Origin of the sequence: Bombilactobacillus mellis, assembly GCF_000967245.1 — a bacterium.
In the GTDB taxonomy this organism is placed as follows: domain Bacteria; phylum Bacillota; class Bacilli; order Lactobacillales; family Lactobacillaceae; genus Bombilactobacillus; species Bombilactobacillus mellis.
Map to the genome: position 1 here is coordinate 783105 of NZ_KQ033877.1, position 24593 is coordinate 807697.

The 24593-nt window shown below is 38.3% G+C and carries 24 protein-coding genes; 18 read left to right on the plus strand and 6 right to left on the minus strand.

The features are described 5' to 3' along the window. Positions 1-17: 17 nt before the first annotated feature. The 15 genes from JG29_RS03830 to JG29_RS03900 all read left to right on the plus strand — a co-directional run bounded on the left by JG29_RS03830 (position 18) and on the right by JG29_RS03900 (position 16116). Positions 18-461 carry a GatB/YqeY domain-containing protein gene (locus tag JG29_RS03830; protein WP_045922572.1) on the plus strand — a complete coding sequence of 148 codons (444 nt, stop codon included), beginning with the start codon at positions 18-20 and terminating at the stop codon, positions 459-461. Between the two features lie 84 nt (positions 462-545). Then, positions 546-1508, plus strand: a complete 963-nt coding sequence (locus tag JG29_RS03835) for a PhoH family protein (RefSeq protein WP_045922573.1) — start codon at positions 546-548, stop codon at positions 1506-1508. A gap of 3 nt (positions 1509-1511) precedes the next feature. Then, the gene (gene ybeY / locus JG29_RS03840; RefSeq protein ID WP_045922574.1) at positions 1512-1988 is read left to right on the plus strand and encodes an rRNA maturation RNase YbeY; all 477 of its coding nucleotides are present in this window, start codon (positions 1512-1514) and stop codon (positions 1986-1988) included. A gap of 7 nt (positions 1989-1995) precedes the next feature. Next, a complete protein-coding gene (locus tag JG29_RS03845) occupies positions 1996-2400 on the plus strand; it encodes a cytidine deaminase (protein ID WP_045922575.1) in 405 nt (134 codons plus the stop codon). Then, on the plus strand, positions 2390-3295 hold the full coding sequence (era, locus tag JG29_RS03850; RefSeq protein ID WP_045922576.1) for a GTPase Era: 906 nt from the start codon (positions 2390-2392) through the stop codon (positions 3293-3295). The genes JG29_RS03845 and era overlap by 11 nt, the downstream gene beginning before the upstream one ends. Beyond that, positions 3295-4056, plus strand: coding sequence for a DNA repair protein RecO (gene recO / locus JG29_RS03855; RefSeq protein ID WP_045922577.1), 762 nt, complete (start codon positions 3295-3297; stop codon positions 4054-4056). The genes era and recO overlap by 1 nt, the downstream gene beginning before the upstream one ends. Positions 4057-4312: 256 nt before the next feature. Further along, positions 4313-5233 carry a glycine--tRNA ligase subunit alpha gene (glyQ, locus tag JG29_RS03860; RefSeq protein WP_045922578.1) on the plus strand — a complete coding sequence of 307 codons (921 nt, stop codon included), beginning with the start codon at positions 4313-4315 and terminating at the stop codon, positions 5231-5233. Continuing rightward, positions 5233-7314 carry a glycine--tRNA ligase subunit beta gene (glyS, locus tag JG29_RS03865; RefSeq protein WP_045922579.1) on the plus strand — a complete coding sequence of 694 codons (2082 nt, stop codon included), beginning with the start codon at positions 5233-5235 and terminating at the stop codon, positions 7312-7314. Before glyQ ends, glyS begins: the two co-directional genes overlap by 1 nt. A gap of 118 nt (positions 7315-7432) precedes the next feature. After that, positions 7433-9271, plus strand: coding sequence for a DNA primase (gene dnaG, locus JG29_RS03870; protein WP_045922580.1), 1839 nt, complete (start codon positions 7433-7435; stop codon positions 9269-9271). Between the two features lie 12 nt (positions 9272-9283). After that, the gene (rpoD, locus tag JG29_RS03875) at positions 9284-10411 is read left to right on the plus strand and encodes an RNA polymerase sigma factor RpoD (protein ID WP_045922581.1); all 1128 of its coding nucleotides are present in this window, start codon (positions 9284-9286) and stop codon (positions 10409-10411) included. A 71-nt stretch (positions 10412-10482) separates the two neighbouring features. Continuing rightward, positions 10483-11169, plus strand: coding sequence for a tRNA (adenine(22)-N(1))-methyltransferase (locus JG29_RS03880; protein ID WP_052696294.1), 687 nt, complete (start codon positions 10483-10485; stop codon positions 11167-11169). After that, positions 11169-11963, plus strand: a complete 795-nt coding sequence (locus JG29_RS03885) for a Nif3-like dinuclear metal center hexameric protein (RefSeq protein WP_376890565.1) — start codon at positions 11169-11171, stop codon at positions 11961-11963. The genes JG29_RS03880 and JG29_RS03885 overlap by 1 nt, the downstream gene beginning before the upstream one ends. A gap of 21 nt (positions 11964-11984) precedes the next feature. Continuing rightward, positions 11985-13223 (plus strand): peptidase T, encoded by a 1239-nt coding sequence (pepT, locus tag JG29_RS03890; RefSeq protein ID WP_045922583.1) that lies wholly within the window; start codon positions 11985-11987, stop codon positions 13221-13223. A 2-nt stretch (positions 13224-13225) separates the two neighbouring features. Then, positions 13226-13414, plus strand: a complete 189-nt coding sequence (locus tag JG29_RS03895; RefSeq protein WP_045922584.1) for a 2-hydroxymuconate tautomerase — start codon at positions 13226-13228, stop codon at positions 13412-13414. A 173-nt stretch (positions 13415-13587) separates the two neighbouring features. After that, positions 13588-16116, plus strand: a complete 2529-nt coding sequence (locus tag JG29_RS03900; RefSeq protein WP_045922585.1) for a M1 family metallopeptidase — start codon at positions 13588-13590, stop codon at positions 16114-16116. 77 nt (positions 16117-16193) lie between these two features. Here the strand turns inward: JG29_RS03900 and JG29_RS03905 are convergent, their stop codons facing one another. Then, on the minus strand, positions 16194-16382 hold the full coding sequence (locus tag JG29_RS03905; RefSeq protein ID WP_045922586.1) for an LBP_cg2779 family protein: 189 nt from the start codon (positions 16380-16382) through the stop codon (positions 16194-16196). A 20-nt stretch (positions 16383-16402) separates the two neighbouring features. Beyond that, positions 16403-17062: a signal peptidase I gene (gene lepB, locus JG29_RS03910; RefSeq protein WP_045922587.1), complete on the minus strand. Its 660-nt coding sequence runs from the start codon at positions 17060-17062 to the stop codon at positions 16403-16405. Positions 17063-17219: 157 nt separating this feature from the next. Between lepB and JG29_RS03915 the strand changes: the two genes are divergently transcribed. From JG29_RS03915 to JG29_RS03925, 3 genes are read left to right on the plus strand one after another with little or no spacing between them, the layout of a single operon-like run. After that, positions 17220-17996 (plus strand): hypothetical protein, encoded by a 777-nt coding sequence (locus JG29_RS03915; RefSeq protein WP_052696295.1) that lies wholly within the window; start codon positions 17220-17222, stop codon positions 17994-17996. A 4-nt stretch (positions 17997-18000) separates the two neighbouring features. Then, the gene (locus JG29_RS03920; protein ID WP_045922588.1) at positions 18001-18978 is read left to right on the plus strand and encodes a hypothetical protein; all 978 of its coding nucleotides are present in this window, start codon (positions 18001-18003) and stop codon (positions 18976-18978) included. Then, positions 18978-20324, plus strand: coding sequence for an RsmB/NOP family class I SAM-dependent RNA methyltransferase (locus JG29_RS03925; protein WP_045922589.1), 1347 nt, complete (start codon positions 18978-18980; stop codon positions 20322-20324). Before JG29_RS03920 ends, JG29_RS03925 begins: the two co-directional genes overlap by 1 nt. Positions 20325-20384: 60 nt before the next feature. Here JG29_RS03925 and fni read toward each other — a convergent pair whose 3' ends face one another. Genes fni through mvk form a run of 4 tightly spaced genes read right to left on the minus strand, consistent with a single transcriptional unit; the run spans position 20385 to position 24475 of the window. Next, complete coding sequence (gene fni, locus JG29_RS03930; RefSeq protein ID WP_198139892.1) at positions 20385-21425, minus strand: type 2 isopentenyl-diphosphate Delta-isomerase; 1041 nt, start codon at positions 21423-21425, stop codon at positions 20385-20387. 14 nt (positions 21426-21439) lie between these two features. Then, entirely contained in the window at positions 21440-22513 is a 1074-nt protein-coding gene (locus tag JG29_RS03935) for a phosphomevalonate kinase (RefSeq protein WP_045922738.1), read from the minus strand. Positions 22514-22564: 51 nt separating this feature from the next. Continuing rightward, complete coding sequence (mvaD, locus tag JG29_RS03940) at positions 22565-23527, minus strand: diphosphomevalonate decarboxylase (RefSeq protein WP_045922591.1); 963 nt, start codon at positions 23525-23527, stop codon at positions 22565-22567. Between the two features lie 9 nt (positions 23528-23536). Further along, entirely contained in the window at positions 23537-24475 is a 939-nt protein-coding gene (mvk, locus tag JG29_RS03945) for a mevalonate kinase (protein WP_045922592.1), read from the minus strand. Positions 24476-24593 lie beyond the last annotated feature (118 nt).

Below are 24593 nucleotides of genomic sequence, written 5' to 3' on the forward strand. Positions count from 1 at the left end.
TGAGGAGTGATCTGTAGATGTCCCTCACTAATCGATTAATGACAGACTTAAAGGCCGCTATGAAAAGTCATGATAAAACGGCTCTATCTGTTATCAGAATGCTTAAATCAGCCTTAATGAACAAGAAAATTGAGCTTGGGCATGAATTGAATTCCGAAGAGGAATTGCAGGTAGTTGTTTCACAAATGAAACAACAAAAGGATTCTTTGGCTGAGTTTGAAAAGGCTCAACGAGAAGATCTTGTAGAGGATACCAAGGCCCAAATGCAAGTGTTAAGCCAATATATGCCGCAACAATTATCTGAAGCTGAGGTTCAAGAGATTGTTCAACAAACTGCTGCAAAAATCGGTGCAACTTCTAAAGCAGATTTTGGAAAGTTGATGCAAGCCGTGATGCCGCAGGTTAAGGGCAAGGCTGACGGTAACAAGGTTAACCAGATGGTTAAAGATTTATTGCAGTAAAAGGGTTGGGACGCTAGTATAGTCCCAGCCTTTTCTTTTACATAAATTGGTATTAAAATATGTGGTAATAAATGACTGGAGCAGATGTGTTTGACAACAACAACGAAAACTTTTAAATTATTTAATAATGATGATGCGGTTATTTTTGGTGTTAATGATGCTAACTTAGAGTTATTAGCAGAACAATTTCAGATTAATATTCATCCTTTTGGCGATCACGTGGATCTACAGGGTGAAAAAGCCAGTGTTAATCTCGTAGCAGAGATTTTAAAACATTTGGTGAACTTATTACATTCTGGAATTCAAATTGGTGAAACGGATGTAATCAGTGCCGCCCGAATGGCGCAAGCAGATAAACTGGATTATTTTGAAGATTTATATAACCAAGTTTTATTAACTGATGCAAAGGGCAAACCCATTCGAGTTCGCAATTTAGGCCAACGTAAGTATATTCAAACCATTAAACATCATGATATAACTTTTGGCATTGGGCCTGCGGGTACCGGCAAGACTTATTTAGCAGTAGTGATGGCCGTATCTGCTTTAAAAAAAGGTCAGGTACAGCGTTTAGTTCTAACTAGACCTGCAGTGGAAGCAGGCGAAAATCTGGGATTTTTGCCCGGTGATTTAAAAGAAAAAGTTGATCCCTATTTACGACCGATATATGATGCTCTATATGCCATTATGGGACGTGACCATACAGGACGTTTATTGGAACGTGGAGTAATTGAAATTGCTCCTTTAGCTTATATGCGGGGACGGACATTAGATGAGGCTTTTGTTATTTTGGATGAAGCACAAAATACAACCCAAGAACAAATGAAGATGTTTTTAACCCGACTAGGTTTTAATTCGCGGATGGTAGTTAACGGTGATATAACCCAGATAGATTTGCCCCGGCATTCGCGTAGTGGACTTTTACAAGCACAACAACTTTTGCGTCATTTGCCTCATATTGGGTTTGTTGATTTTCAAGCTAGCGACGTTATCCGCCACCCTGTAGTAGCGGAAATTATCAAGGCGTATGCCCAAAACACAAAGGAGTAGTTCATGGATTTAGCGATTTACGATGATCAGAATTTAGTTGATGAAGAGCATCGACAGCTAGCTGAGAAATTATTTAATTATGGAGCACAAAAAATTTCTTTGCCGGAAAATACGGAAGCTTCCATTACTTTTTGTACTCCAGCAAAGATTCAGGAGATTAATCGGCAATATCGGCAAACTGATCGCCCGACTGATGTTATCAGTTTTGCTTTAGAAGATGGTGATGATGCCGGCATCAGTACCCAAGCATTGGAACAAGAATTTGGTCTGCCCCGTGATATTGGGGATTTATTTATCTGCCCCGAAGTTGTACGACAGCATGCTCAAGAGTATGGGCATAGTTTTGAGCGCGAATTTGGTTATACTGTGGTTCACGGGTTATTACATTTGTCCGGTTATGATCATATTCAAAAAGCAGAAGCAGAAGTTATGTTTGGTTTACAAAAACAAATTTTAAATGATTTTGGATTGAAACGGTAGTGAGCAAATGATTCCTCAAACTTTGTATCAAGCAGCTACAAAAATGCTAACTCGCGCTTATGTGCCTTATTCCCATTTTCCCGTGGGAGCAGCGCTCTTAGCTTCTAATGGTCAGATTTATCAAGGTTGCAACATTGAAAATGCTGCCTATGGAGCTACTAATTGTGCAGAAAGAACTGCCTTTTTTGCGGCGATTGCAGCTGGCCAACAAGATTTTCAGGCTCTCTTAATTACCGGCACTACACAAGACGTCATTTTTCCCTGTGGCACTTGTCGTCAAGTTATGAGTGAATTTTGTGCTCCTACCATGCCAGTTTATTTAACTAATCAGGCCGGAAAATGTCGCCAATTAACTGTGGCTGAATTACTGCCGGGAGCTTTTAGCGCGGAGGATTTAAAACATGCAAAATAATTTTCATTCGGGCTTTGTGGCCCTAATGGGAGAGCCCAATGTCGGCAAATCAACTTTGATGAATCGGATCTTAGGTAGTGAAATTGCAATAATTTCTCCCAAATCACAAACTACCCGTAATAAAATTCAAGGAATTTATACGACTGATCAAGAACAGATTGTTTTTGTTGATACTCCGGGCATTCATCAGCCCAAAAACAGCTTGGACAAATATATGGACACAGCCGCTTTTTCGGCTTTGCAAGATGTTGATGTAGTTTTATTAATGGTTAATGCGGATACGAAAATCGATGCGAATGTGCAAGATATCATAAAATGTTTGCAAACTATTAATCAACCGCTGTTTTTGGTTATTAATAAGATTGATTTGGTCCACCCTGATAGTCTGTTACCGTTAATTGAACAATATAATAATTTATTAAAATTTCAAGAGGTGGTTCCGATCTCGGCCACTCAAGGTAATAATGTTGCAGAATTATTAAAGACATTGATCAAATATCTGCCGCAAGGACCACAGTATTATCCGCCAGAACAGTTGAGTGATCACCCCGAATATTTTGTCGTTGCAGAAATAATTCGTGAAAAAATCCTTGAATTAACTCAGCAAGAGGTTCCACATTCTGTTGCTGTCGTAGTTGAGCAAATGAATCAGCGAATTAATGGAAAATTGCAAATTGAGGCAACGATCTATGCTGAACGTGCGAGCCAAAAGAAAATTTTAATTGGCCAAAAAGGTACAATGATTAAAAATATTGGTATTCGATCACGAGAAAAGATTGAACGCTTATTGGGAGAAAAAATTAACTTGAAATTATGGATTAAAGTTCAAAAAAATTGGCGGAATGATCCGTTATTCTTACAACGAGTCGGATATCAACTGAAGGATTTAAAATAATGCCGCTAGTTCGTAATCAAGTATTTCATGGATTGGTGTTGCGTAGCCAGGATTACTTGGATAATGATCAATTACTCTATGTTTTCACAGATCGCTTTGGAATTATCACTTTTTGGCTGCGGGGAGTGAAAAAGCCGCGTTCCAAAAAACACTATTTGGCGCTACCTTTTACTTACGGTAAATATCAGGGATCCATCAATAGACGGGGGTTCTCCTTTTTAAATGATGCACTCCAAGTCCAGCAGTTTGAGAAAATTGCAACCGATCTGCGTTTGAATGCTTATACGTCTTATATTTATGACCTTGTCTTAAGAGCTTTTGCAGCTGGTGAAGTGCAGTTATTATGGTTTAACAAAATCATGCAGGCTACCAAGTTGATTGATCAAGGCTTGGATGCGCAAATTATTACTAATATCATTGAGATTCAATTATTGCAACCATTTGGAGTTCAACCAAATTGGCACTCGTGTGTTATTGGAGGAGAAACGCAGGGTGATTTTGATTATTCGCTAGTTAAAGCAGGTATCATTTGTCAAAAACACTGGGCAGAAGATGAACATCGTTTGCACTTGGCACCGAAAGCAGTCTCTTATTTACGATTATTTGCCCAAATCGATTTACAACGGATTGGTCAAATTAAAGTGAGTGCAAATATTAAGGCACAATTGCGGCAGACAATTGATGCTATTTATCGTGATAGTGTAGGAGTTTATCCGAAGAGTAAAAAATTTTTGGATCAGATGGATCATTGGCAAATCTGAGGTTGACAGGATATTTTAAGATGCTAGAATATTGGAGTAGATAAATAGCGAGCGTGAATGGTGGAAGCACGTAAGTAAATTTGGCGAAAAGAAACATTTTAATATTTTCTGAAAGTGCAGGGTATTCCTGAAGTAGGGTGGAACCGCGAAGAAATTCGTCCCTATGCAAATTGTTGCATAGGGACTTTTTTTGTGGAATTGAACAGACATAATATTATAAATGTTTCAGTGCAATAAAGTGAGGTAAATTAAGATAATGGTAAAAAAATTAAATATTCAAGAGATGATTTTGACCTTACAAAAATTTTGGGCCCAAAAGGGTTGCATGTTGATGGAGGCTTATGATACAGAAAAAGGTGCCGGTACCATGAGTCCCTATACTTTTTTACGGGCTATTGGTCCGGAACCATGGAATGCAGCTTATGTCGAACCTTCCCGACGTCCGGCAGATGGTCGTTATGGCGCTAATCCCAACCGTTTATATCAACATCATCAGTTTCAAGTAGTAATGAAGCCTTCACCCTTGGCTATTCAAGAGTATTATTTAGATAGTTTGAAAACCTTGGGGATTGATCCATTAGAACATGATATTCGTTTTGTCGAAGATAATTGGGAAAATCCTTCCATGGGCTGTGCCGGTGTCGGCTGGGAAGTCTGGCTGGATGGTATGGAAGTTAGTCAATTTACTTATTTTCAACAAGTAGGCGGTCTCAGTGTCAATCCGGTAACTAGCGAGATTACGTACGGTGTAGAGCGTTTAGCCTCTTATATTCAGGATGTCAATTCGGTTTTTGACTTGGAGTGGGGTAACGGCGTCCATTATGGTGATATTTTTAAGGAACCGGAATATGAACATTCCAAATATTCCTTTGAAATTAGTGATCCGCAAATGTTATTTAAATTTTTTGATAATTATGAAAGTGAGGCTAAACGCCTAATTGCTTTGGGTCTGGTTCATCCAGCTTATGATTATATTTTAAAATGTAGTCATACCTTTAATTTGTTAGATGCACGCAAGGCGGTTTCTGTTACAGAACGGGCCGGGTTTATGCATCGTATTCGTTCTTTGGCTCATCAAGTAGCACAAGCCTTCGTTGCCGAACGTCAAAAATTAGGTTTTCCGCTCCTAGATGAAGCTCAACGGAATAAAATTTTAAAGGAGATGAAAAATAAATAATGGGAAAAACATTTTTATTAGAGATTGGCTTGGAAGAAATGCCGGCTCATGTAGTTAGTTCTGCCAGCTTACAATTAAAACAGCGGGTAAGTGATTATTTAACAGCGCAGAAATTAGAATTTCAAGACATTCAGGCTTATTCAACTCCGCGGCGTTTGGCGGTATTAGTTCATGAATTGGCTGACCAACAGCCAGATGAAAATATAGCGGTTAAAGGTCCGGCTAAAAAAATTGCTCTGGACAAAGAAGGTCATTGGAGTAAAGCAGCGCAAGGTTTTGTGCGGGGGCAAAAAATGACAACCGACGATATTTATTTTCAAGACGTAAAAGGTACAGAATATGTCTATGTCCAAAAACATATTGCGGGTCAATCTGCTGTCCAAGTATTGCAAGGTCTGATAGAACCAATTAAAGCGATGACTTTTCCTACCCGTATGCGTTGGAATAAATTTGATTTTGCTTATATTCGTCCTATTCATTGGCTAGTAGCCATGTTGGATCAACAAGTTATTGATCTGAAATTATTAAATATTACGGCCAATAATCAAACCCGGGGACATCGTTTTTTGGGTAGTACCATTACCTTAGCTACTGCTCAAGATTATCAAAAGGCTTTGGCGGATGATTATGTCATTGTAGATGCCCAAGAGCGAAAAAATTTAATCCGTCAACAAATTGCCGCACTCGCTGCCGAAAATAACTGGCAAGTAGACGTGGATGAAGACTTGTTAGAAGAAGTAAATAATTTAGTAGAATATCCCACGGCTTTTGCTGGAAAATTTTCAGAAAAGTATTTAGAAATGCCGGAAGAAGTGCTGATCACTTCGATGAAGGATAATCAACGGTATTTTTATGTGCGTAAAAAAGATGGCAGTTTGGCTCCTAATTTTATTGCTGTGCGAAATGGTAATCAAGAATATCTGGAAAATGTTATTGCCGGTAATGAAAAAGTGTTAGTAGCCCGCCTGGATGACGCTGCTTTCTTCTTTGCTGAAGATCAAAAACATGATTTAAATTATTATGTAAGGCAGCTGCAACATGTAACATTTCACGATAAAATTGGTTCTATGAGTGAAAAAATGGCACGAACTAAAGTTATTGCTGATTTATTAGCTCAAAAGCTGCAGCTTTCCAGTAGCGATACTGCTGCGGTGTTACGGGCGGCTGAAATTTATAAATTTGATTTAGTAACTGATATGGTAGGCGAATTTGCCGAGTTACAGGGCGTAATGGGAGAAAAGTACGCCTTATTAATGGGTGAAAAACCAGCAGTCGCCCAAGCTATTCGAGAACACTATCTGCCTAACTCCGCCGAAGGACAATTGCCACAATCATTAGTCGGTTCTGTGTTGGCAGTAGCGGATAAATTAGAAAGCATTATGAGCTTTTTTGCAGTCGATTTGATCCCTAATGGATCTAATGATCCTTATGGTTTGCGGCGGCAGGCTTTAGGTATTATTCGGATTTTAGAGCAGAGAAATTGGCAATTAAATTTACATCAATTACAAAATGAAATTGTTGCTGCCTATCAGAAGCAATTTTCAACGCTTAAATTTGATTATTTCAAACATCAAGCAGAGGTTGATGAATTTTTAATTGATCGAATTCGGCAATTATTCAGCCAAGATCAAGTGGCTCATGATCTGATTGATACGGTAGTAGCATTGCCCAGTTTAGATCCTACAGCCATGCAGCAGTTAGTCCAAGTAATCAGTCATCATCAAACCGATCCTGATTTTAAAGGCGCAATTGAAGCTCTTACCAGAGTTTTACGCATCACGCAAAAAGCACCTTTGACAGATTCAACCGACTTGGCGGTCGATCCGCAGTTATTTCAAACTGATTCTGAAAAACAGCTTTATCAAGCAGTGCAAGCTTGTCAAGCTGATTTTAAAGATTCAGATTTTGAACAAAAATATCAGGCACTAGCTCATTTAGAACCGGTAATTACGGATTATTTTACTGTAAATATGGTGATGGATCCAAACCCAGAAATCAGAAATAATCGCTTGCACCAATTACAGCAATTAGCAACTTTAATTAAGCAGCTGGGGGACTTAAATCAGTTAATCGTAAAATAAGTTAATTTTTTTGCAAATAAAGCCAAGAGCGTGTAGAATATATCACGGTATAAGGGAAAGTAGTCGCATTTTTAATGCGACTATCTTTTATCTTCGATGTACCGGAGGTGAGATAGTAATGGCACGTAAGATTCCGGAAGAGTTTATTGAAGAAGTCCGTCAAAAGACTAATATTGTCGATATTATTGAACCTTATGTACAGCTGAAAAAAGCGGGCCGTAATCTATTTGGATTATGTCCTTTTCATGAAGAAAGAACACCGTCTTTTTCAGTATCGGAAGAAAAGCAGATTTTTCATTGTTTTAGCTGCGGCCGAGGCGGAAATGTCTTTAAATTTTTGATGGAAATGGAAAATCTCAGTTTTCCGGAGGCAGTAGAAAAAGTTGCAGACTTTGCCGGAATTGCTTTGCCGAAAAGCTATCAGGCTGCTGCTAATTCAGATCGTAATTCGCAAGCCACGGAACTAAAACAAGATTATCAGGCTACGCAAGAGTTATATCATCATATTTTATTAAAAACTGTTGCTGGCGAAACAGCCTTAAAATATTTACAGCAGCGGCAATTGAGTGAAGCGACCATTAAACATTTTCAAATTGGTTATGCGCCCAATGATAATAAAACTTTGGTGAATTTTTTCCAGACTCAGAAAAAAGATTATGCGGAATTAAATCGTTCAGGTTTATTTTCCAGTGATGATAGTGGTAATTTATACGATCGGTTTCGTAATCGGGTGATTTTTCCAATTACTGATCAAAGCGGTAATACTGTGGCTTTTTCCGGGCGCATGTTACAAGCGCCGCCAGCTGATCAACCGCTTGCCAAGTATTTAAATAGCCCGGAAACTGAAATTTTTAATAAAGGACAAACGCTGTTTAATTTGGCAGCGGCAAAAAAAGCTATTCGTCAAAGTGGCAAAGTCATTTTGTTTGAAGGCTTTATGGATGTCATCAGTGCTTATCAGGCCGGGGTTTTAAACGGTGTAGCCTCGATGGGAACTAGTTTAACACAACAGCAGTTATATATTTTAAATCGATTAACTAAAAAAATTGTAATTTGTTATGATGGCGATCAACCGGGGATTCAAGCTGCGCAAAGAGCTTTAAAACTTTTGAAAACGACAGATTTTGAAGTGGAAATTGTTGTGATCCCGAATGGACAAGATCCAGATGAGTTTATTAAAGCTCAGGGGGCGGCGGCTTTTCAAAAATTAGTTGACCATAAATCGTTGACGCCGACAGCATTTATGATTCAATATTTAAGTCAGCAGTATGATTTAAATAATGATGCTGATAAAGTCGATTTTTTAAACGGCGCATTAGATTATATTGTTCAGGTTCAATCGCCAGTTGAACAAGAACTTTATTTGAATCAATTAGCGCAACGCTTAAAAATCTCGCTGGCAGCCTTACAGCAAGAACTGGCTGATAAAAAAAAGACGCAAAAGATATTACAACCTGTTGCTGATTATGGTCAGCCTGCGGCGGAAGTAAAGTCTCAACCCAATCATGATTTGGAATATAGTCAACTAGATAATGTTGAAAAATCAGAACGTAATTTATTAAATATAATTTTTCATTTTCCCGAAGTAATTAATATTGTAGATACCTATCCTAATTTTAAATTTGTTCATCAGTCCTATCAGGATATTTTTGATTGTTGGCTGCGCTGTTCTTTGACCCAGCCACAATTAAGGGTTGCTCAATTTGTGGATTTGGTACCGGATAATTTGCGAGAATTAGTCATTACAATTGAGATGTTGGAACGACCCGGTGATTATTCATCCGCCGAAGTACAGGACTATATTATGAACATTATCCATTATGAGCAACAAAAACAATTACAAGAATATCAAGCACAGATTAAACAAGCAGCTCAAATCGGTGATGCCAAACGTGAGCTGCAATTAACAATGAAATTAATTTCTTTACGGAAAAAATTAGAAGCACATGATATTTAAGGGGGCTTGGTGATGGCAACAAATAAAAAGAAAAAGAGCGTTGTTAAATCCAGTAAGGAATTAGAAAAGACGATAACAACCATCATTCAACAGTATAAAAAGGAAAAGAAGATCCCAGAAACAGTTGTTAATGATAAAATTATCAAGCCTTTTGATCTCAAAGGAAGCTCGGTCGAAGATTTGTTGGATCATTTACAGGAAAATGGTTTAAGTGTAGTTGATCAAAAAGGCGATCCCAGCCAGTTAGCTTTAAAGAACCAAAAAGAAGTTAATCATCATGAACTCAATGATATGTCGGCACCTACAGGCGTCAAAATGAATGACCCGGTTCGGATGTATTTAAAAGAAATTGGGCGGGTTCCGCTTTTAAACGCTCAGCAGGAAGTAGAATTAGCACAACGTATCGAAAAGGGCGATGAAGATGCCAAACAGCAATTAGCGGAAGCTAATTTACGGTTGGTGGTTTCTATTGCTAAAAGATATGTCGGCCGCGGCATGCATTTCTTGGATTTAATTCAAGAAGGCAATATGGGATTGATGAAGGCGGTCGAAAAGTTTGATTATCGTAAAGGTTTTAAGTTTTCCACTTATGCTACATGGTGGATTCGTCAGGCCATAACGCGGGCGATTGCTGATCAGGCAAGAACCATCAGAATTCCAGTGCATATGGTCGAAACTATTAATAAATTAATCCGTATTCAGCGGCAATTATTGCAAGATTTAGGTCGGGAACCAACACCCGAGGAAATTGGCGCGGAAATGGATATTCCGACACCTAAAGTCCGTGATATTTTGAAAATTGCGCAAGAACCAGTGTCTTTAGAAACTCCAATTGGAGAAGAAGATGATTCTCATTTGGGAGATTTTATTGAAGATGATGATGCCACCAGCCCTGAGGATCACGCTTCTTATGAATTACTAAAAGAACAATTGGAGAGCGTCTTAGATACTTTGACTGATCGTGAAGAGAATGTTTTACGTTTACGTTTTGGTTTAGATGACGGACGGACTCGAACTTTGGAAGAAGTAGGAAAAGTTTTTGGAGTCACACGTGAACGTATTCGTCAAATTGAAGCCAAGGCTTTGCGTAAATTACGGCATCCTTCACGTTCCAAACAGTTAAAAGATTTTTTAGAATAAATATCAAGCATCAGGAGTTGGAACTAATATCTAAGTTCTGACTCCTTTTTATTTTGAAGGAGTTTTAATTTGTGAAATTATCACCAAGATTGCGTGCAATTATCGAAATGGTTCCGCCGCTGGAGTGTTTGGCGGATATTGGTTCCGACCATGCCTATGTCCCGATAGCTTTAATACAGCAACAACGTATTCGCCGGGCTATTGCAAGTGAGATTGCGTCCGGACCACTAAAGATTTCTCAACGGGATATTCAAGCGGCACATTTACAACAGCAGATTACAACCCGCTTGGCCGACGGATTAAGCGGTCTAAGTCGTCAGGATCAGGTAGATTTAGCCGTAATTGCTGGCATGGGGGGCCAATTGATCACCCAAATATTAGAACGGGGGCAGTCACAGCTGCGCTTTATTTCCCAATTGATTTTAGAACCTAATAATGATGAGCCCTGTGTTCGCCAATGGCTAAGTCAGCATCACTGGCAAATTAAAACCGAGCAAATTGTTCAAGAAGGTCGACATATCTATGAAATTATTTATGCCCAAAAGCAAGCCAATTTTAAGCCTTTAACTCCCCAGCAGGTGATGTTTGGTCCGTGCTTATTACAAGAGCGATCACAAGTTTTTCAAAATAAGTGGCAGAAGCAATTGCAGCAAGCACAATTCATGTATAATAATTTACTAAAGGCACATCAACTTCAACCGCAAAAGTTAAAACAAGCGCAAGTGCGCATTCAAAAAATAAAGGAGGTTTTACAATGATAATTACTGGTCAAGAGTTAGTAAAAGCAATTGAAAATTATGCTCCGCTGACCTTAAAAATGAACAATGACCCTACTGGCTTACAATTAGGCAATTTGGACCAGCCAGTCCACCGCGTATTAACTACGCTTGATGTTCGGCCGGCAGTGGTGCAAGAAGCTATTGAGCAAAAGATTGATTTTATTTTTGCACATCATCCCGTTATGTTTCATCCGGCCCGTAATTTAGATACTTCTGATCCGCAAAATCAAATGTATGCGGATTTATTAAGTCATCAAATTACAGTTTATGCAGCCCATACCAATATGGATAAAGCTACCGGTGGTATGAACGACTGGTTAGCTCAAAAATTACAATTACAAAATATTCAACCCTTCGGCCGCGATGTGGATAACGTGGCGTTAGGCCGCTGGGGTCGGTTATTTCAACCTTTATCCTTACGCGAATTAGCACAGAATGTTAAGCAGCTGTTTGGGCTTTCAGGTTTAAGATTAATTACTAATGATGAAAAACAGCTGGTACAAAAAGTGGGTATCATTGGTGGTGACGGGGGTAAATTTTATTCTCAAGCACTAGCTGCCGGGCTGGATGTTTTTATTACGGGTGATGTTTATTATCATACTGCACATGAGATGTTGGCTTCTGACTTAAATGTTATTGACCCGGGACATCATATTGAGGTAATCTTTAGTGAACAAACTAAAATTCTGCTAACTAATTGGGCCCAAACCCATGATTGGGACCTGACAGTCCAAGCTTCACAAAGCAATACTGAACCTTTTCAATTTATTTAAATTTAGGACAAGGAGATATTAATGAAATATAAACAGTTAGTACCGCGATTTTTAAGTTACGTTAAACAAAATACTCGTTCTGATGAAAATTCTCAAACCGTTCCTTCTACACAACGGCAAGTTGATTTTTTGTTAAAGTTAAAAGCTGAGTTAGAAGAAATTGGTTTAAGTGAAGTATTATATAATTCTAAAACTGCTTATTTAACGGCTACTTTACCGGCTAATACTGCAAAAACTATTCCGGTCGTAGGCTTTTTAAGTCATGTCGATACGGCTGATTTTAATTCTGAGGGGATTAATCCTCAAGAAGTTAAAAATTATGATGGTCAAAGTACAATCAAGCTTGATCCTTTGGGAAAATATCAGTTAGATCCAAAAGTTTTTCCCACATTACAAAAGTATGCGGGTCACACTTTAATTACTACAGATGGTTCAACTTTGTTGGGAGCTGATGATAAAGCGGGGGTCAGTGAAATTATTACAGCACTAGAATATTTAGTGCAGCATCCCCAAATCCAGCATGGCACTATTAGAGTGGGCTTTGGTCCGGATGAAGAAATTGGAAAAGGGGCTAAGCGTTTTGATGTTCCGGCTTTTGGTGCCGATTTTGCTTATACGGTCGATGGTGGTGCACAAGGACAATTAGAATTTGAAACTTTTAATGCAGCCGCGGCCAAAATTCATATTACTGGTAAAAATGTTCATCCCAGTGAAGCTAAGGATATCATGATTAACGCTACTCTGGTGGGCATGGAATTGCAAAAGGCTCTACCAGCTGAACAAGTTCCGGAAAAGACTTCCGGACGAGAGGGCTTCTTTCTTTTAACAGATTTTTCTGGTAATATTGATCATGCAGAGATGGCCTATATTATTCGGGATTTTGAGCGTGACGGCTTAGAACAGCGAAAAAAATTACTGCAACAAATTGTGGACCAATTAAATGAGCGTTATGGAGCAAAGACACTGCAGGCCGAAATTTATGATCAATATTATAATATGTATGAGGTCATGAAAAAACATCCAGATGTAGTTCAACGTGCGGAAACCGCAATGAAAAATTTAGGGATTACACCCGATGAACAGGCCGTTCGCGGTGGGACTGATGGTTCGATAATTTCTTTTATGGGATTGCCGACACCTAATATTTTTGCGGGTCCGGAGAATATGCACGGTCGTTTTGAATATGTTTCAGAACAGGTAATGGAAAAGGCTGTCGATGTAATTTTGGAAATTATTAATCTTACTTTTAAAGGAGAATAACAATGCCGCTAGTTCATATTGAATTAATTGAAGGACGTTCACCAGAACAGTTAAAACAACTAGTCCAAGACGTGACTGATGCAATTACTAAAAATACCGGAGCACCTAAAGAGCATGTTCATATTGTTCTTAATGAGATGCAAAAAGATCACTATGCTGTCGGTGGCGTTTTAAAATCGGAAGAAAAATAACAATTATGAAAAACTGGCCATCATTTCAAAAGGCCAGTTTCTTTGTATCTAAAGCTAATTACGGTTGGCAATAGTATTTTCTTGCTTGGATTGGTTAATAAAGGGTCTTTTAAGATTAAATGACCACGTTATTAGCCGAGAAAATATAATTAAATGAAAAGGATGCTGAGATAATGACGCAAAGATTAATAGATTTTTTTCAACCAGAACATTATGACTTATATTTAGATATTGATCGCCACCAAAAACAGATTACTGGTAAAACAACTATTCAAGCCCAAGCTTTACAACAAGAAATATTTTTGAATCAGAAATATTTAAACATTACTCAAGTCCAAGTTGCTGGTCAAAATGTAGCTTTTCAAAAAGATGACTCACAAGAAAGAGTACTAATTTCATTACCTAAAGCTGGAGCACTGCAATTAGAAATCACTTATACAGCGCCATTAACTGACTCTATGATGGGAATTTATCCTTCGTATTACCAAGTAGAAGGTGTAAAAAAGCAAATTATTGGTACCCAATTTGAAACTACAGCTGCTCGTCAGGCCTTTCCGTGTGTTGATGAGCCCGCTGCTAAAGCCACTTTTTCTTTGGCTATTAAGTTTGATGAACAAGCCGGAGAAACCATCATTAGCAATATGCCTGAAGAAAAAGTCGAAAATGGGGTGCATTATTTTGCGCAAACCGTAAAAATGTCTACTTACCTCGTAGCTTTTGCTTTTGGAGAATTGCAGAGTAAAATTACCCATACACAAAGTGGAGTGGAAATCGGAGTTTTTGCGACCAAGGCTCATCAAGCCAAAGAATTAAATTTTGCTTTAGATATTGCTAAACGGTCAATTGAATTCTATGAGGATTTTTATCAGACGCCGTATCCGTTACCGCATTCTTATCAATTAGCACTGCCTGACTTTTCCGCAGGAGCGATGGAGAATTGGGGCCTGGTAACTTACCGGGAAGCCTATTTAACCTTAGATCCTGACAACACTTCTTTAAATACTAAAGCTAATGTCGCCACAGTAATTGCCCATGAATTAGCCCATCAATGGTTTGGTGATCTCGTAACTATGCAGTGGTGGGATGATTTATGGCTCAATGAAAGTTTTGCTAATATGATGGAATATGTTGCTATTGATGCATTAGAACCAAATTGGCATATCTGGGAAATTTTTCAGACAGCAGAAGCACCGATGGCTTTACAACGTGATGCGGTTGACGGGGTGCAACCCGTGCACGTTCAAGTTGAAAGTCCCGCAGATATCGATTCTATATTTGATTCAGCCATTGTTTATGCTAAAGGGGCTCGGATGCTGGTGATGGTGCGGGCTTTAATTGGTGATAAGGCATTAAGGAGCGGTTTAAAAAATTATTTTGCGGCTCATCAGTATAGCAATGCTACCGGGGCTGATCTCTGGGCGGCTTTAGGGCAAGTTTCCGGGATGAATATTAGTCAAATTATGAATACTTGGCTGGAGCAGCCGGGATATCCGGTTGTCCAAGTTCAACTTGAAGGCAAAGATTTGTGTCTGAGCCAACAGCAGTTCTTTATTGGCGCTAATCAAGAGCACGAACGCCAGTGGCAAATTCCTCTAAAGGCTAATTTCTCCGCAGCACCTCAAATTATGGCTCAAAAAACTGTTAATTTGGGAAATTATCAGCAGTTGCGGCAAAAAAACGAGGCACCTCTAAGATTGAATGTCGGCAATGAATCGCATTTTATCGTACAATATGATCCGATTTTACTAGATGATATTTTAACTACGGTTAAAGATCTGGATGCTATCTCACAATTGCAAATTTTACAAGATCTGCTTTTATTAGCTGAAAGTAAAAGAATTTCATATGCACAATTGGTTAATTTATTACCAAAATTTGCAGACAGCCCATTTCATATTGTGAATGAAGCACTTTATCGGGTGATTAATAACTTAAAGAAATTTGTTGATCCTAACTCATCAGCAGAAAAGAATTTGCGTACTTTTGCCGATCAATTAAGTAAAGACCAGGTTCAGCGCTTAGGTTGGCAACAGCATTCACAAGAAACTGAAGAAGATACTTTAACCCGGCCGCTGGTTTTAAATGCTGCTTTATATGCTAAAAATCCGGCATCGTTAGCAGCAGCACATCAGCTCTTTGTAGATAACCAGCAGAATTTGGCAGCTTTATCAGCTGATATTCGCGTTTTAGTTTTAAAAAATGAAGTACAAAATTTTGGAAATCAGCAATTATTTGATAAATTATTAATGGAATATCGACAGACTGCTGATGGTAATTATAAAGCCGACTTGTGTGCTGCTTTGACTCAGGTTACTGATTCACAGTTGGTTAGTAAAATCGTTCAATTATTTGAAGATAGTGAAACTATCAAGCCGCAAGATTTACGCGCTTGGTTCTACGGCTTATTAGCTAATCCTCAGGGCCAGCAGAAGGCTTGGGATTGGTTACGAGATGATTGGACTTGGTTAGAGCAGACGGTTGGTGGAGATATGGAATTTTCTAGTTATATTACAGTTATTGCTCAAGTTTTTCGTACTCCAGCACGTTTGCAGGAATTTCGTGATTTCTTTGAACCAAAATTGAATACTCCCGGCTTAACTCGGGAAATTAAGATGGATACTTCTATTATTGCGAGTCGTGTTCAATTAATTAGTGAAGAACAAGCAGCCGTTAATGAAGCCGTTAAGCAACAAATAAATTAATAATATTAAAAAGCCGTTGACAAACGGCTTTTTATTTTGCGTTAGTTTTTGTTCAAAAAACTTTTGCTTTTAAATTACTAAAAAGAAGAATGCTCTTTAATATATTGAATAATTCGTCTTTCTTCGTCTGCAGTATAATTATTGCTGCCAGCTTTGATCTTATGAATCTTTTCTACTGTAAAATGACTTTCGAAAGCAAATTGCGCATCATTTTTGTTAGTCTTCTTTTGATATTGGATAATTAATTCGGCCAGACTATTTTGCATAATTTTATACTCCTTTGAAATTAAAAAATCCGCCATTGAGTAAGAGGCCAGTATCTAACTTTCACGACTCCGACAACCTTATTACGGGCAATGCAACCAATATAGCGGCTGTCTTTAGACACACTACGATGATCACCCATGACAAAATAGGATCCTTTGGGAACACGATTAGTTTTAATCATTTGTGCTAATTGTTTTTTCGAATAAATATCCTGATAGTTGGAAGTTTTAGCTAAAGAGCGGATAGAAAAATCACCCGTATCGGTATAATGAGTCCCGTATACATTATCAGAACCATCATCAACTAATTTACTTCCCGGTTTCAGATAGTCTTGCTTTAGTTTTTTTCCATTAATATAAATTTTGTTATTTTTAGAAACCACTTTTTGTCCGGGAGTCGCAATAATTCTTTTAATATAAAATGATCCCGGCTCATCAGGCGCGTTAATAACAACTACTTCGCCGGTTTTTAATTTACTATGGCGCCAGGCAATTGTGCGATCACCGTCTTCAAAAGTTGGCTGCATCGAAGTTCCTGAAACTCGGGTATTCGAAAAAACATACGTATTGAAAATCATAAAAACTCCAAAAATGATAACTGCCAGAATAACTGTTTGAACAATCCAAATCAACCAGCCTTTAAGGGTATTGTCATCATTATTATTATTCGTGTTGCTCATTCAACTTGCCTCACTTGATTAATTCTGTTTATTATATTAACTATGATACACTTTTAAAAAGAAGATATCTTTAAAGGTTTGTTAAAGAATTTTGAAATTTAACTAAATTCGCTTATTATATAACAGTATGTTAAATTAATTATTTCAAAGGAAAAAGATGGACCTCTTAAATTATGAACAAAAGCTCCAAAAATATCAATTAATTTTTGTGACAATACCTAAATTCAATTATTTATTACAACAAATGCAGCAAGTAATTAACGCTTATCGGCAACAGCTTTTGCCGAATTTTATTTTGAGTAAGTTGGAAGTAACTGCGGGTGATTTTGCTGATTTAATGACCAATAGTGATTTTTTGCCAACGATGACTTTGCCCGCAAAAAGTCAATTTCTACAAAATTTTGCTAAGTTTTTAGATGATTTTCGCGATTTTATTCAAAAGGACTTGGGGATCTGGACGCTGCTAAACGCACCCATGATGCAGCGTTGGACCACTTTATTTCCTCATTTAAAGTATCTTGAATTAATGGCCGGGAATGGAATTTTAGCCCACTCTTTGCAGCAGCGAGGCCAAAGAGTCTGGGCGACTGATAATTTATCTTGGGCAACTAGCAGTGCAACTGGAAATAAGCCTTGGACCACAATTGAAAAGTCTGATGCCTTATCAGCGTTATTTGCTTATTATCGTTATGTTGATGTGGTTTTACTTTCTTGGAGTCCGGATCGTGATCCTATAGATTACCAAATTTTGACAACAATTCGGCAACTGACTCCCCGGCCGCAATTTTGGATTATCGGAGAGTATCAAGGGGCAACTAACAGTTTGGAATTTTGGCAAGAAGCTAGGTTAATTTATGATAGCCGTTTGGCACAAATTAATCGTTTATTTCCTAGTTTTGATCTTATCAAAGATCATCTCTTTAAGATTGGATAAAGGTATGAAGAAGAATTTAATTATCAATTTAACTATTATTTTAGTTTTGCTGTTAGCAGGATTTTTAGTATCACATAATGATAGCCGGAACTATCAGCGGTTAATGGATCGTGGCGATATTCATGATGGGGCTCTGATCTTTCCGTCAAAATCCAAGCAGTCGATTCCAACCGCTTTACAGAAAATGCAGCAAAAACAATTACGTAATTTTCAAATTTATTTTATTCAAAAGAAAAATCCTGATTTAAGTTATGTTTATATGTCACAGCATTTAACCAAAGTACCGATGACGAACGGACGTTATTTTACAGAAAATGATTTTCAATCTACGATTCCGTTCATTATCCTAGGTCAGGATCTCTATAAAAATGCTTATAAGCCGCAAGCACAAGCTTATTATCAATTACATGGTGATTATTATTCTGTAATCGGAGCAGCCGGAATGGCTAACACGAAGAAATTAAACCGGCATATTTTTATTTCAGCCTCACCTAATCAGCATAATCAGACCCAGATTCGTCATTATCAAATTGTTGTAGATGGAAATATTTTACATCATCCGCAACATTTAAAACAAATGCAGCATATTCTAGGTGCACATTATTCTTATCGCTCGGCTAATCAAATTAATAACGTACGCCAAACTTGGTGGACACGTTGGGGGCTGACCTTTTTTGGTTTGATCGCTTTAGCTTTGATCATCTTGGTTTTATGCTGGTTTGTACAGTTACCCATGCTTAATTTACTAAAAACTACACCGCTTAAAGGAGATTTACTGGCAGATTTTCAATTAGGAAGTTGGTTTAAATTCTTTCTAACTGAAGCAGTTACTTTTGTAATAGCAGCACTTTTAGTCTTTTTAAAAATTCCTTTGATTAGCAAAAAAATCATGATTTTATATTTTGTAGTATTGTTTGCGGTAGTTAATTTGGTAGCTGTTTGTCGAATTTTAATTAATAACAAAAAAGGATTGATGAATTAATGAATTTACCGGCTGCTTTTATTACAAAATATCAGAAATTATTAGCGGATCAAGCGGCTGCTTTTTTTGCCAGCTTTAATCAGCCTCCAACTGCCGGTTTTCGTATAAATCCCCTGAAAGCGCACTTAGATTTGCTTAACGAAGATTGTACGCATCCGATTAGTAATTTAAATTACGCTTATTATGGCAAAATTGATGGTAACGGCGTTGATAATTTAGCCGGCTGGGTTTATTCACAAGATCCCAGTGCCATGAATGTTGCTCAATATGCTGCACCTCAAGCCGATGAAAGGGTACTGGATTTATGTGCTGCTCCCGGGGGAAAGACTACTCAATTAGCAGCATTAATGGGTGATCAAGGCTTATTAGTTGCTAATGAAATCAATCATTCAAGAGCACGCGTACTGTCTTCTAATGTTGAACGCTGGGGGTTAACTCATACTATAGTGACGAATAATGCGCCTGCAGAGTTAGCGAAAATTTTTCCGGAATTTTTTGATTGTATTGTAGTTGATGCGCCTTGTTCCGGTGAAGGACTCTTTCGTAAGGATCCGGAGGCGATGACTTATTGGTCTGTGGACTACGTTCAAAAATGTGCTCAAAGACAACGAGAAATCTTGAGTGAAGCAGTTAAGATGTTGCGTCCAGGCGGTCGTTTAATTTATTCTACTTGTACTTTTGCTCCTGAAGAAGACGAGCAGAATATAGATTGGCTACAGCAACAATATGGTTGGGAAATTTTACCGTTAAAACATTTTCCGGGTATGGATACGGGTTGCCCACAGTGGGGAAATAATAATGCTGCTTTAAAATTAACAGTACGCTTATTTCCTCATCATTATCAAGGCGAAGGACATTTTATTTGTGCTCTAAAAAAACCAGGGGTCAGCGATCAATTAGCTTCAGCGGCTAAATTGCCCGTGTCTTCATCTTCAATAGATCTAAAATTCTGGCAAGAATTTGCGACCCAGAGTCTCAAAGATGTTAATTTTTCTAATTTATTGATTCAACAAAAAAACTTATATAATGCCGCTAAGATATTTAACCAGCAGCCACGACCTTTGAAAATTCTCCGCAATGGTCTAAGATTGGGGGAATTTAAAAAGCAGCGTTTTGAGCCTAATCATGCCTTGGTTTTAGCCTTGCAACCACAACAATTTCGGCACGTTGTTGCCTTAACTTCGGATCAATTTCAGCATTTTATTCATGGAGAAACGCTCACGATAACTAATAAAGCAGCTTTTAAAGGCTGGGTTGCTGTGAGTTTTGAGGAAAGAATTTTTTCTTGGGGAAAATTAGTGAATAATCAATTAAAAAACTTTTATCCCAAAGGCTTACGACAATAAAAACGAGATCAAATTTTTTGATCTCGTTTTTGTTAAAACAAAGTATATTTTTCTTATTTTTTAAGTTCTTGAGGTTAAAAAATTTTGCAGATTAGCAGAAAGGCGATAATCAACTTGTTGTAATTCTTGGCAATTATGACAGCCTAAGAGTGCCATCAATTCGCGAATTTGCTCCAGCCATTGAGCAAAATGTTTAGTAGTAGCTGCCAAACCTTGATGCTCTAATAGATGTAAGACTGGAGCCGCTATTCCTACAGCGTGTGCTCCTAAAACGAGGCACTTAATAACATCTAAAGGAGAACGGATCCCGCCAGAAGCCAAGATACAACTCTGAGATTGAAATTTTTGCGTGTCTAACAAAGATTCCAGTGTTGTTAATCCCCAATCGTTCAAAAATTGATAATCCTTTTGATGATTGCGGGTATTTTCTATCTGGGCAAAATTAGTACCACCGCGCCCCGAGATATCAATGACCTTTGCTCCTAGTTCTTGCAGTTGCTGAACGGTCTGTGCCGTCATACCAAAGCCTACTTCTTTAATAATAACGGGAACCGAAATGTGCTTCAGTATTTGCCGCAAATTTTCTTGCCAGACAAAATTACTGTCTCCTTCAGGCATGATCGTTTCCTGAGCTGCATTTAAATGAACCTGTAAAGCATCGGCCTGAATTAAATCAATACATTTTTGAGCGTCAGGCCAGGGAGTGTGCGCCGAAACATTCGCCCAAATAATACCGTGGGGATTACTTTCTCGAACAATTGTATAAGAATGACGAATTTCAGCTTCAGCAGGGTATTTGAGATAATTACTCATTGATCCGACTGCCAGAGGAATTTTGAGAGTTGCTGCCAGTGTAGCCAGCTTTTGATTAATCGCAATGGTTTGCGGCGCTCCGCCAGTCATAGCATTAATATATAAGGGACCATCAGCCTGTTGCTGTTTCCAAGCAGTGTGGATATCAACTTGGTCTAAGGCAATATTAGGAATACTGACCGGCATTAGCCGCATTTCATCAAAAAAGGGATTATGTTTTTGGTAATATTTTTCGGCCAAAAAAATATGCTCATTTTTTCGTTGCCATTCAATTGGTTGTTTTGGCACAGGGCACCTCATTTTTAATTTAAAGCATGGACGTTAAAGTTTAGTGGTTGAATCTGCTGTTGATTCCAGTCTGCCAGCAGTGCATCTTTAACATTGGGAGCTGCATCGATCACAGCAATACCACAATCGCCGCCGCCAGCACCGGAGCTTTTGGCAGCCGCGCCGTAGTTACTGGCAATTTCACATAACTTTTGCAATTTAGGAGTTTCAATAATTACACCACTAAATTGCGCTAATTGGCGCAGTATTTGGCGGTTAACATTAATTTGTTGTTTAATAATCTGACTAGAACCATGTTTAAAACCGGCAATCATCTTTTGCAGACAAGCGCGCGAATCATCAAGAAATTGTTGATAACGCTGTTGCTGTTTAGTACGAAAAACTGCAATTTTGTCAACTAGAACAGGCGTCGAAGCAGGACTGCCACTCCAGCCGATAAGTAAATTCAAATTAGCAGGAAACTCTAATTGTTCAATACTTAATTGAGGCCAATCTGATTGAAGTATTTCCGTCAAAGAGTGCGTGGCTAACATTTGTGTCAGCCACTGACGATCAGGAGATTGATAAGCAATCCAGCCGCCGTAAACGCTGGCGGCAATATCGCCAAAGGAGCCGTTATGTTGCACTTGGAAATGAGAAATAGAGGCTAATTTAAAAATTTCTTCTTTACTTAAATTTAATTTATAAAATTGGGAAAGTGCTTTTACTGTGGCAACAGTTACTGCCGCAGAAGATCCTAATCCGTATTTTTTGCCGTCTTGAGAATCCAGCTGACTATTAACCGTCAGATTAAATAATTCTAACGAGTGTTGTTTTTCTAAAGCGTATTTTTCTGTGTAATGTATTGAAGATAAAATATATTCAAAAGGATTGTCCCGTTTATCAATAACTAATTGATTACCCCGCCGCCGCCAGCGTACCGGCATTTCTTCATACTGTTTGGAATTAATTGTTCCATGATCGTAAGCGTCAGCGATTGAAACAGTTACAAATTGGTCTAAAGCAACTACGATTGCTGGATATCCAGGTTCTACAACCGCATATTCACCCGCAATGTATAATTTTCCGGGGGCCTGAACAGTTATCACATCATCAAAACCTTTCACTAAGTAGTTAACCAAAAAATAATTATAGCATACTTATTTAATACCCGGACCAGGTTTTAAAAGAGTTAATTGCGCTTGGGGGAAGTTGAGCTGAATTTGTTGTTGGACGGCAGCTACATCCTGAAGGGAGGTAATAACCTTGACGTTGGCACCGGCATCGATTGTATAGTAAGCACAATAACCGCGGGATCGTAGTTTATGCACTAGGTTAATGATCTGTAAAGTTTCTTTTGTGAAATAAGAAAAAGCAGGACGTGAAGTCCAGTTTAAAGCGTGCATAGCTAAACAATTATTTTCCGCAATCCTTCCGACAGCTTCTAAATCTTGTGTTTTTAAAGCTTGTAGCATGGCTTGCATATCGCAATTAACGACTTGTGGCCACTGCGCATAAAAAGGTGAAGTATTAACAGCATGCTCCATTCCTTGAGTAGAGGAGATTTTTTTAGCTTGCTTACTAATGACCACACTAATGAGGCGGATTGGTAAGCTGGGATTTTCGTCAATGGCCTCTGCAAAAGAACTGGGGTTGTCTTTTCCTTGATGCCACTGAACAAATCCTCCATAAATTGAACGGGTAGCTGATCCTGACCCCCGCCGTGCTAAACATGATAATTCTTTGCGCGACAGGTTCATTTGAAATAATTTATTTAAAGAGCCGCTTAAAGCAGCAAAGCCGGAAGCAGAAGAGGCTAAACCGGCAGCAGTAGGAACATGATTTATAGTTTCGACAGCAATAGCCTGCTGTGAATTATTAAGCGTCCGGACCAAATTAAGAAATTGTTGAGTACGCTTAAAAAATTGCGGGCTGGCAACCTGATTATTAACTCGTACTTGATCAGTGTCACCGGCTAAAAAGCTAGTGGTGGTGGTTGTATAATAACTGTCTAGTGTAAGTGAGAGACTATCCGTATAGGGTAGGTGCAACACGGGATCTTTTTTGCCCCAATATTTGATCAGGGCAATATTTGTATGTGCAGTGGTAGTAGTTTGTATCATGATGCCATCCTATTTATCAAAATTATTTAAAGCTTGGATCCAAACTTGGTGGGCTGAGCCTTTGACGGCTTGAGCAATATTTTGAGCTTGGGTTTTATCGGCAGCTAAAGCGATTAAACAACCACCGCGGCCGCCACCCGTGATTTTCGTACCTAAAGCTCCAGCATGATTAGCAAGGTCTACTAATTCATCTAAAAAAGAATTACTAATTTTAAGCTGTTGCAAAATAGTCTGAGCTTGCTGAAACAAACTTCCCAAACCGGCGACATCCGGTTGTTTTAAAAGCTTGTAAGTCTGCTTGGTTAAGGTTCCCAATTGTTTAATTTGTTGGGTAACTTGTTGCGGATTTTGTTGTTTTAAAAGGCGCAGATCATGAACAGCCGCCCCCGTTTGACCTTTGATCCCCGAATCAATAATAACTAAATATGCGGGTAAGCTGAAAGAAAAAGGTTGCGTGAGTTGATCTTTAATAAAATAAATCGGCTGCTGTGAATTAACAGTAATGGCATCTAATCCACTAGGAGTACCGTGGATTATTTTTTCTGAAAAATCGGTATAGTGCAATAATTGCTGATAGTCTAATTTGACCTGTGCATAATTAAACATAGCTTTGGTAATTGCAGCTCCTGTGGCCGCTGAAGAGCCCATGCCGCGTTCGATGGGCAGCTCGCTAGTAATTTGAATCTGCAGGGGTTTACTAATTGGCAGATCCTGTAATAAGAGTTCAATCAGAGCTTTGATGCCTTTAAGTTCGATAGGACTGTGGTTTAGAGGGCCTTGATAATATTGTGAGTTGAGATATGTTTCACTTCCTTGTGCAGTTGTTACCTGAACTGTTGTGGGAAGATTAATTAAAGGAATAGTGATCCCCGGTTGATGATAAACAACAGCATGTTCTCCCATTAAAAAAATTTTTCCGTGAGTTTTGCCAATACCCAGCAAAATCATTCCTCCTTTGAGATACATCTTTTGCAGATAGAAAATGATCCTAATTTGTTAACTCAATTATTTAATTAAGCTTTTGAACAAGTGTTCTCATAAGCATATTATTATAGTAAAATAGTTA

What these genes read in the sequence shown, in the direction of transcription:
- JG29_RS03905 (WP_045922586.1), bottom strand. Translation starts at nt 16,382, where the DNA reads ATGCAAAATAGTCTGGCCGAATTAATTATCCAATATCAAAAGAAGACT.
- JG29_RS03830 (WP_045922572.1), top strand. Translation starts at nt 18, where the DNA reads ATGTCCCTCACTAATCGATTAATGACAGACTTAAAGGCCGCTATGAAA.
- JG29_RS03925 (WP_045922589.1), top strand. Translation starts at nt 18,978, where the DNA reads ATGAATTTACCGGCTGCTTTTATTACAAAATATCAGAAATTATTAGCG.
- lepB (WP_045922587.1), bottom strand. Translation starts at nt 17,062, where the DNA reads ATGAGCAACACGAATAATAATAATGATGACAATACCCTTAAAGGCTGG.
- JG29_RS03920 (WP_045922588.1), top strand. Translation starts at nt 18,001, where the DNA reads ATGAAGAAGAATTTAATTATCAATTTAACTATTATTTTAGTTTTGCTG.
- JG29_RS03835 (WP_045922573.1), top strand. Translation starts at nt 546, where the DNA reads ATGTGTTTGACAACAACAACGAAAACTTTTAAATTATTTAATAATGAT.
- dnaG (WP_045922580.1), top strand. Translation starts at nt 7,433, where the DNA reads ATGGCACGTAAGATTCCGGAAGAGTTTATTGAAGAAGTCCGTCAAAAG.
- glyQ (WP_045922578.1), top strand. Translation starts at nt 4,313, where the DNA reads ATGGTAAAAAAATTAAATATTCAAGAGATGATTTTGACCTTACAAAAA.
- mvk (WP_045922592.1), bottom strand. Translation starts at nt 24,475, where the DNA reads ATGATTTTGCTGGGTATTGGCAAAACTCACGGAAAAATTTTTTTAATG.
- mvaD (WP_045922591.1), bottom strand. Translation starts at nt 23,527, where the DNA reads ATGATACAAACTACTACCACTGCACATACAAATATTGCCCTGATCAAA.
- ybeY (WP_045922574.1), top strand. Translation starts at nt 1,512, where the DNA reads ATGGATTTAGCGATTTACGATGATCAGAATTTAGTTGATGAAGAGCAT.
- JG29_RS03845 (WP_045922575.1), top strand. Translation starts at nt 1,996, where the DNA reads ATGATTCCTCAAACTTTGTATCAAGCAGCTACAAAAATGCTAACTCGC.
- pepT (WP_045922583.1), top strand. Translation starts at nt 11,985, where the DNA reads ATGAAATATAAACAGTTAGTACCGCGATTTTTAAGTTACGTTAAACAA.
- glyS (WP_045922579.1), top strand. Translation starts at nt 5,233, where the DNA reads ATGGGAAAAACATTTTTATTAGAGATTGGCTTGGAAGAAATGCCGGCT.
- JG29_RS03900 (WP_045922585.1), top strand. Translation starts at nt 13,588, where the DNA reads ATGACGCAAAGATTAATAGATTTTTTTCAACCAGAACATTATGACTTA.
- JG29_RS03915 (WP_052696295.1), top strand. Translation starts at nt 17,220, where the DNA reads ATGGACCTCTTAAATTATGAACAAAAGCTCCAAAAATATCAATTAATT.
- era (WP_045922576.1), top strand. Translation starts at nt 2,390, where the DNA reads ATGCAAAATAATTTTCATTCGGGCTTTGTGGCCCTAATGGGAGAGCCC.
- recO (WP_045922577.1), top strand. Translation starts at nt 3,295, where the DNA reads ATGCCGCTAGTTCGTAATCAAGTATTTCATGGATTGGTGTTGCGTAGC.
- JG29_RS03895 (WP_045922584.1), top strand. Translation starts at nt 13,226, where the DNA reads ATGCCGCTAGTTCATATTGAATTAATTGAAGGACGTTCACCAGAACAG.
- rpoD (WP_045922581.1), top strand. Translation starts at nt 9,284, where the DNA reads ATGGCAACAAATAAAAAGAAAAAGAGCGTTGTTAAATCCAGTAAGGAA.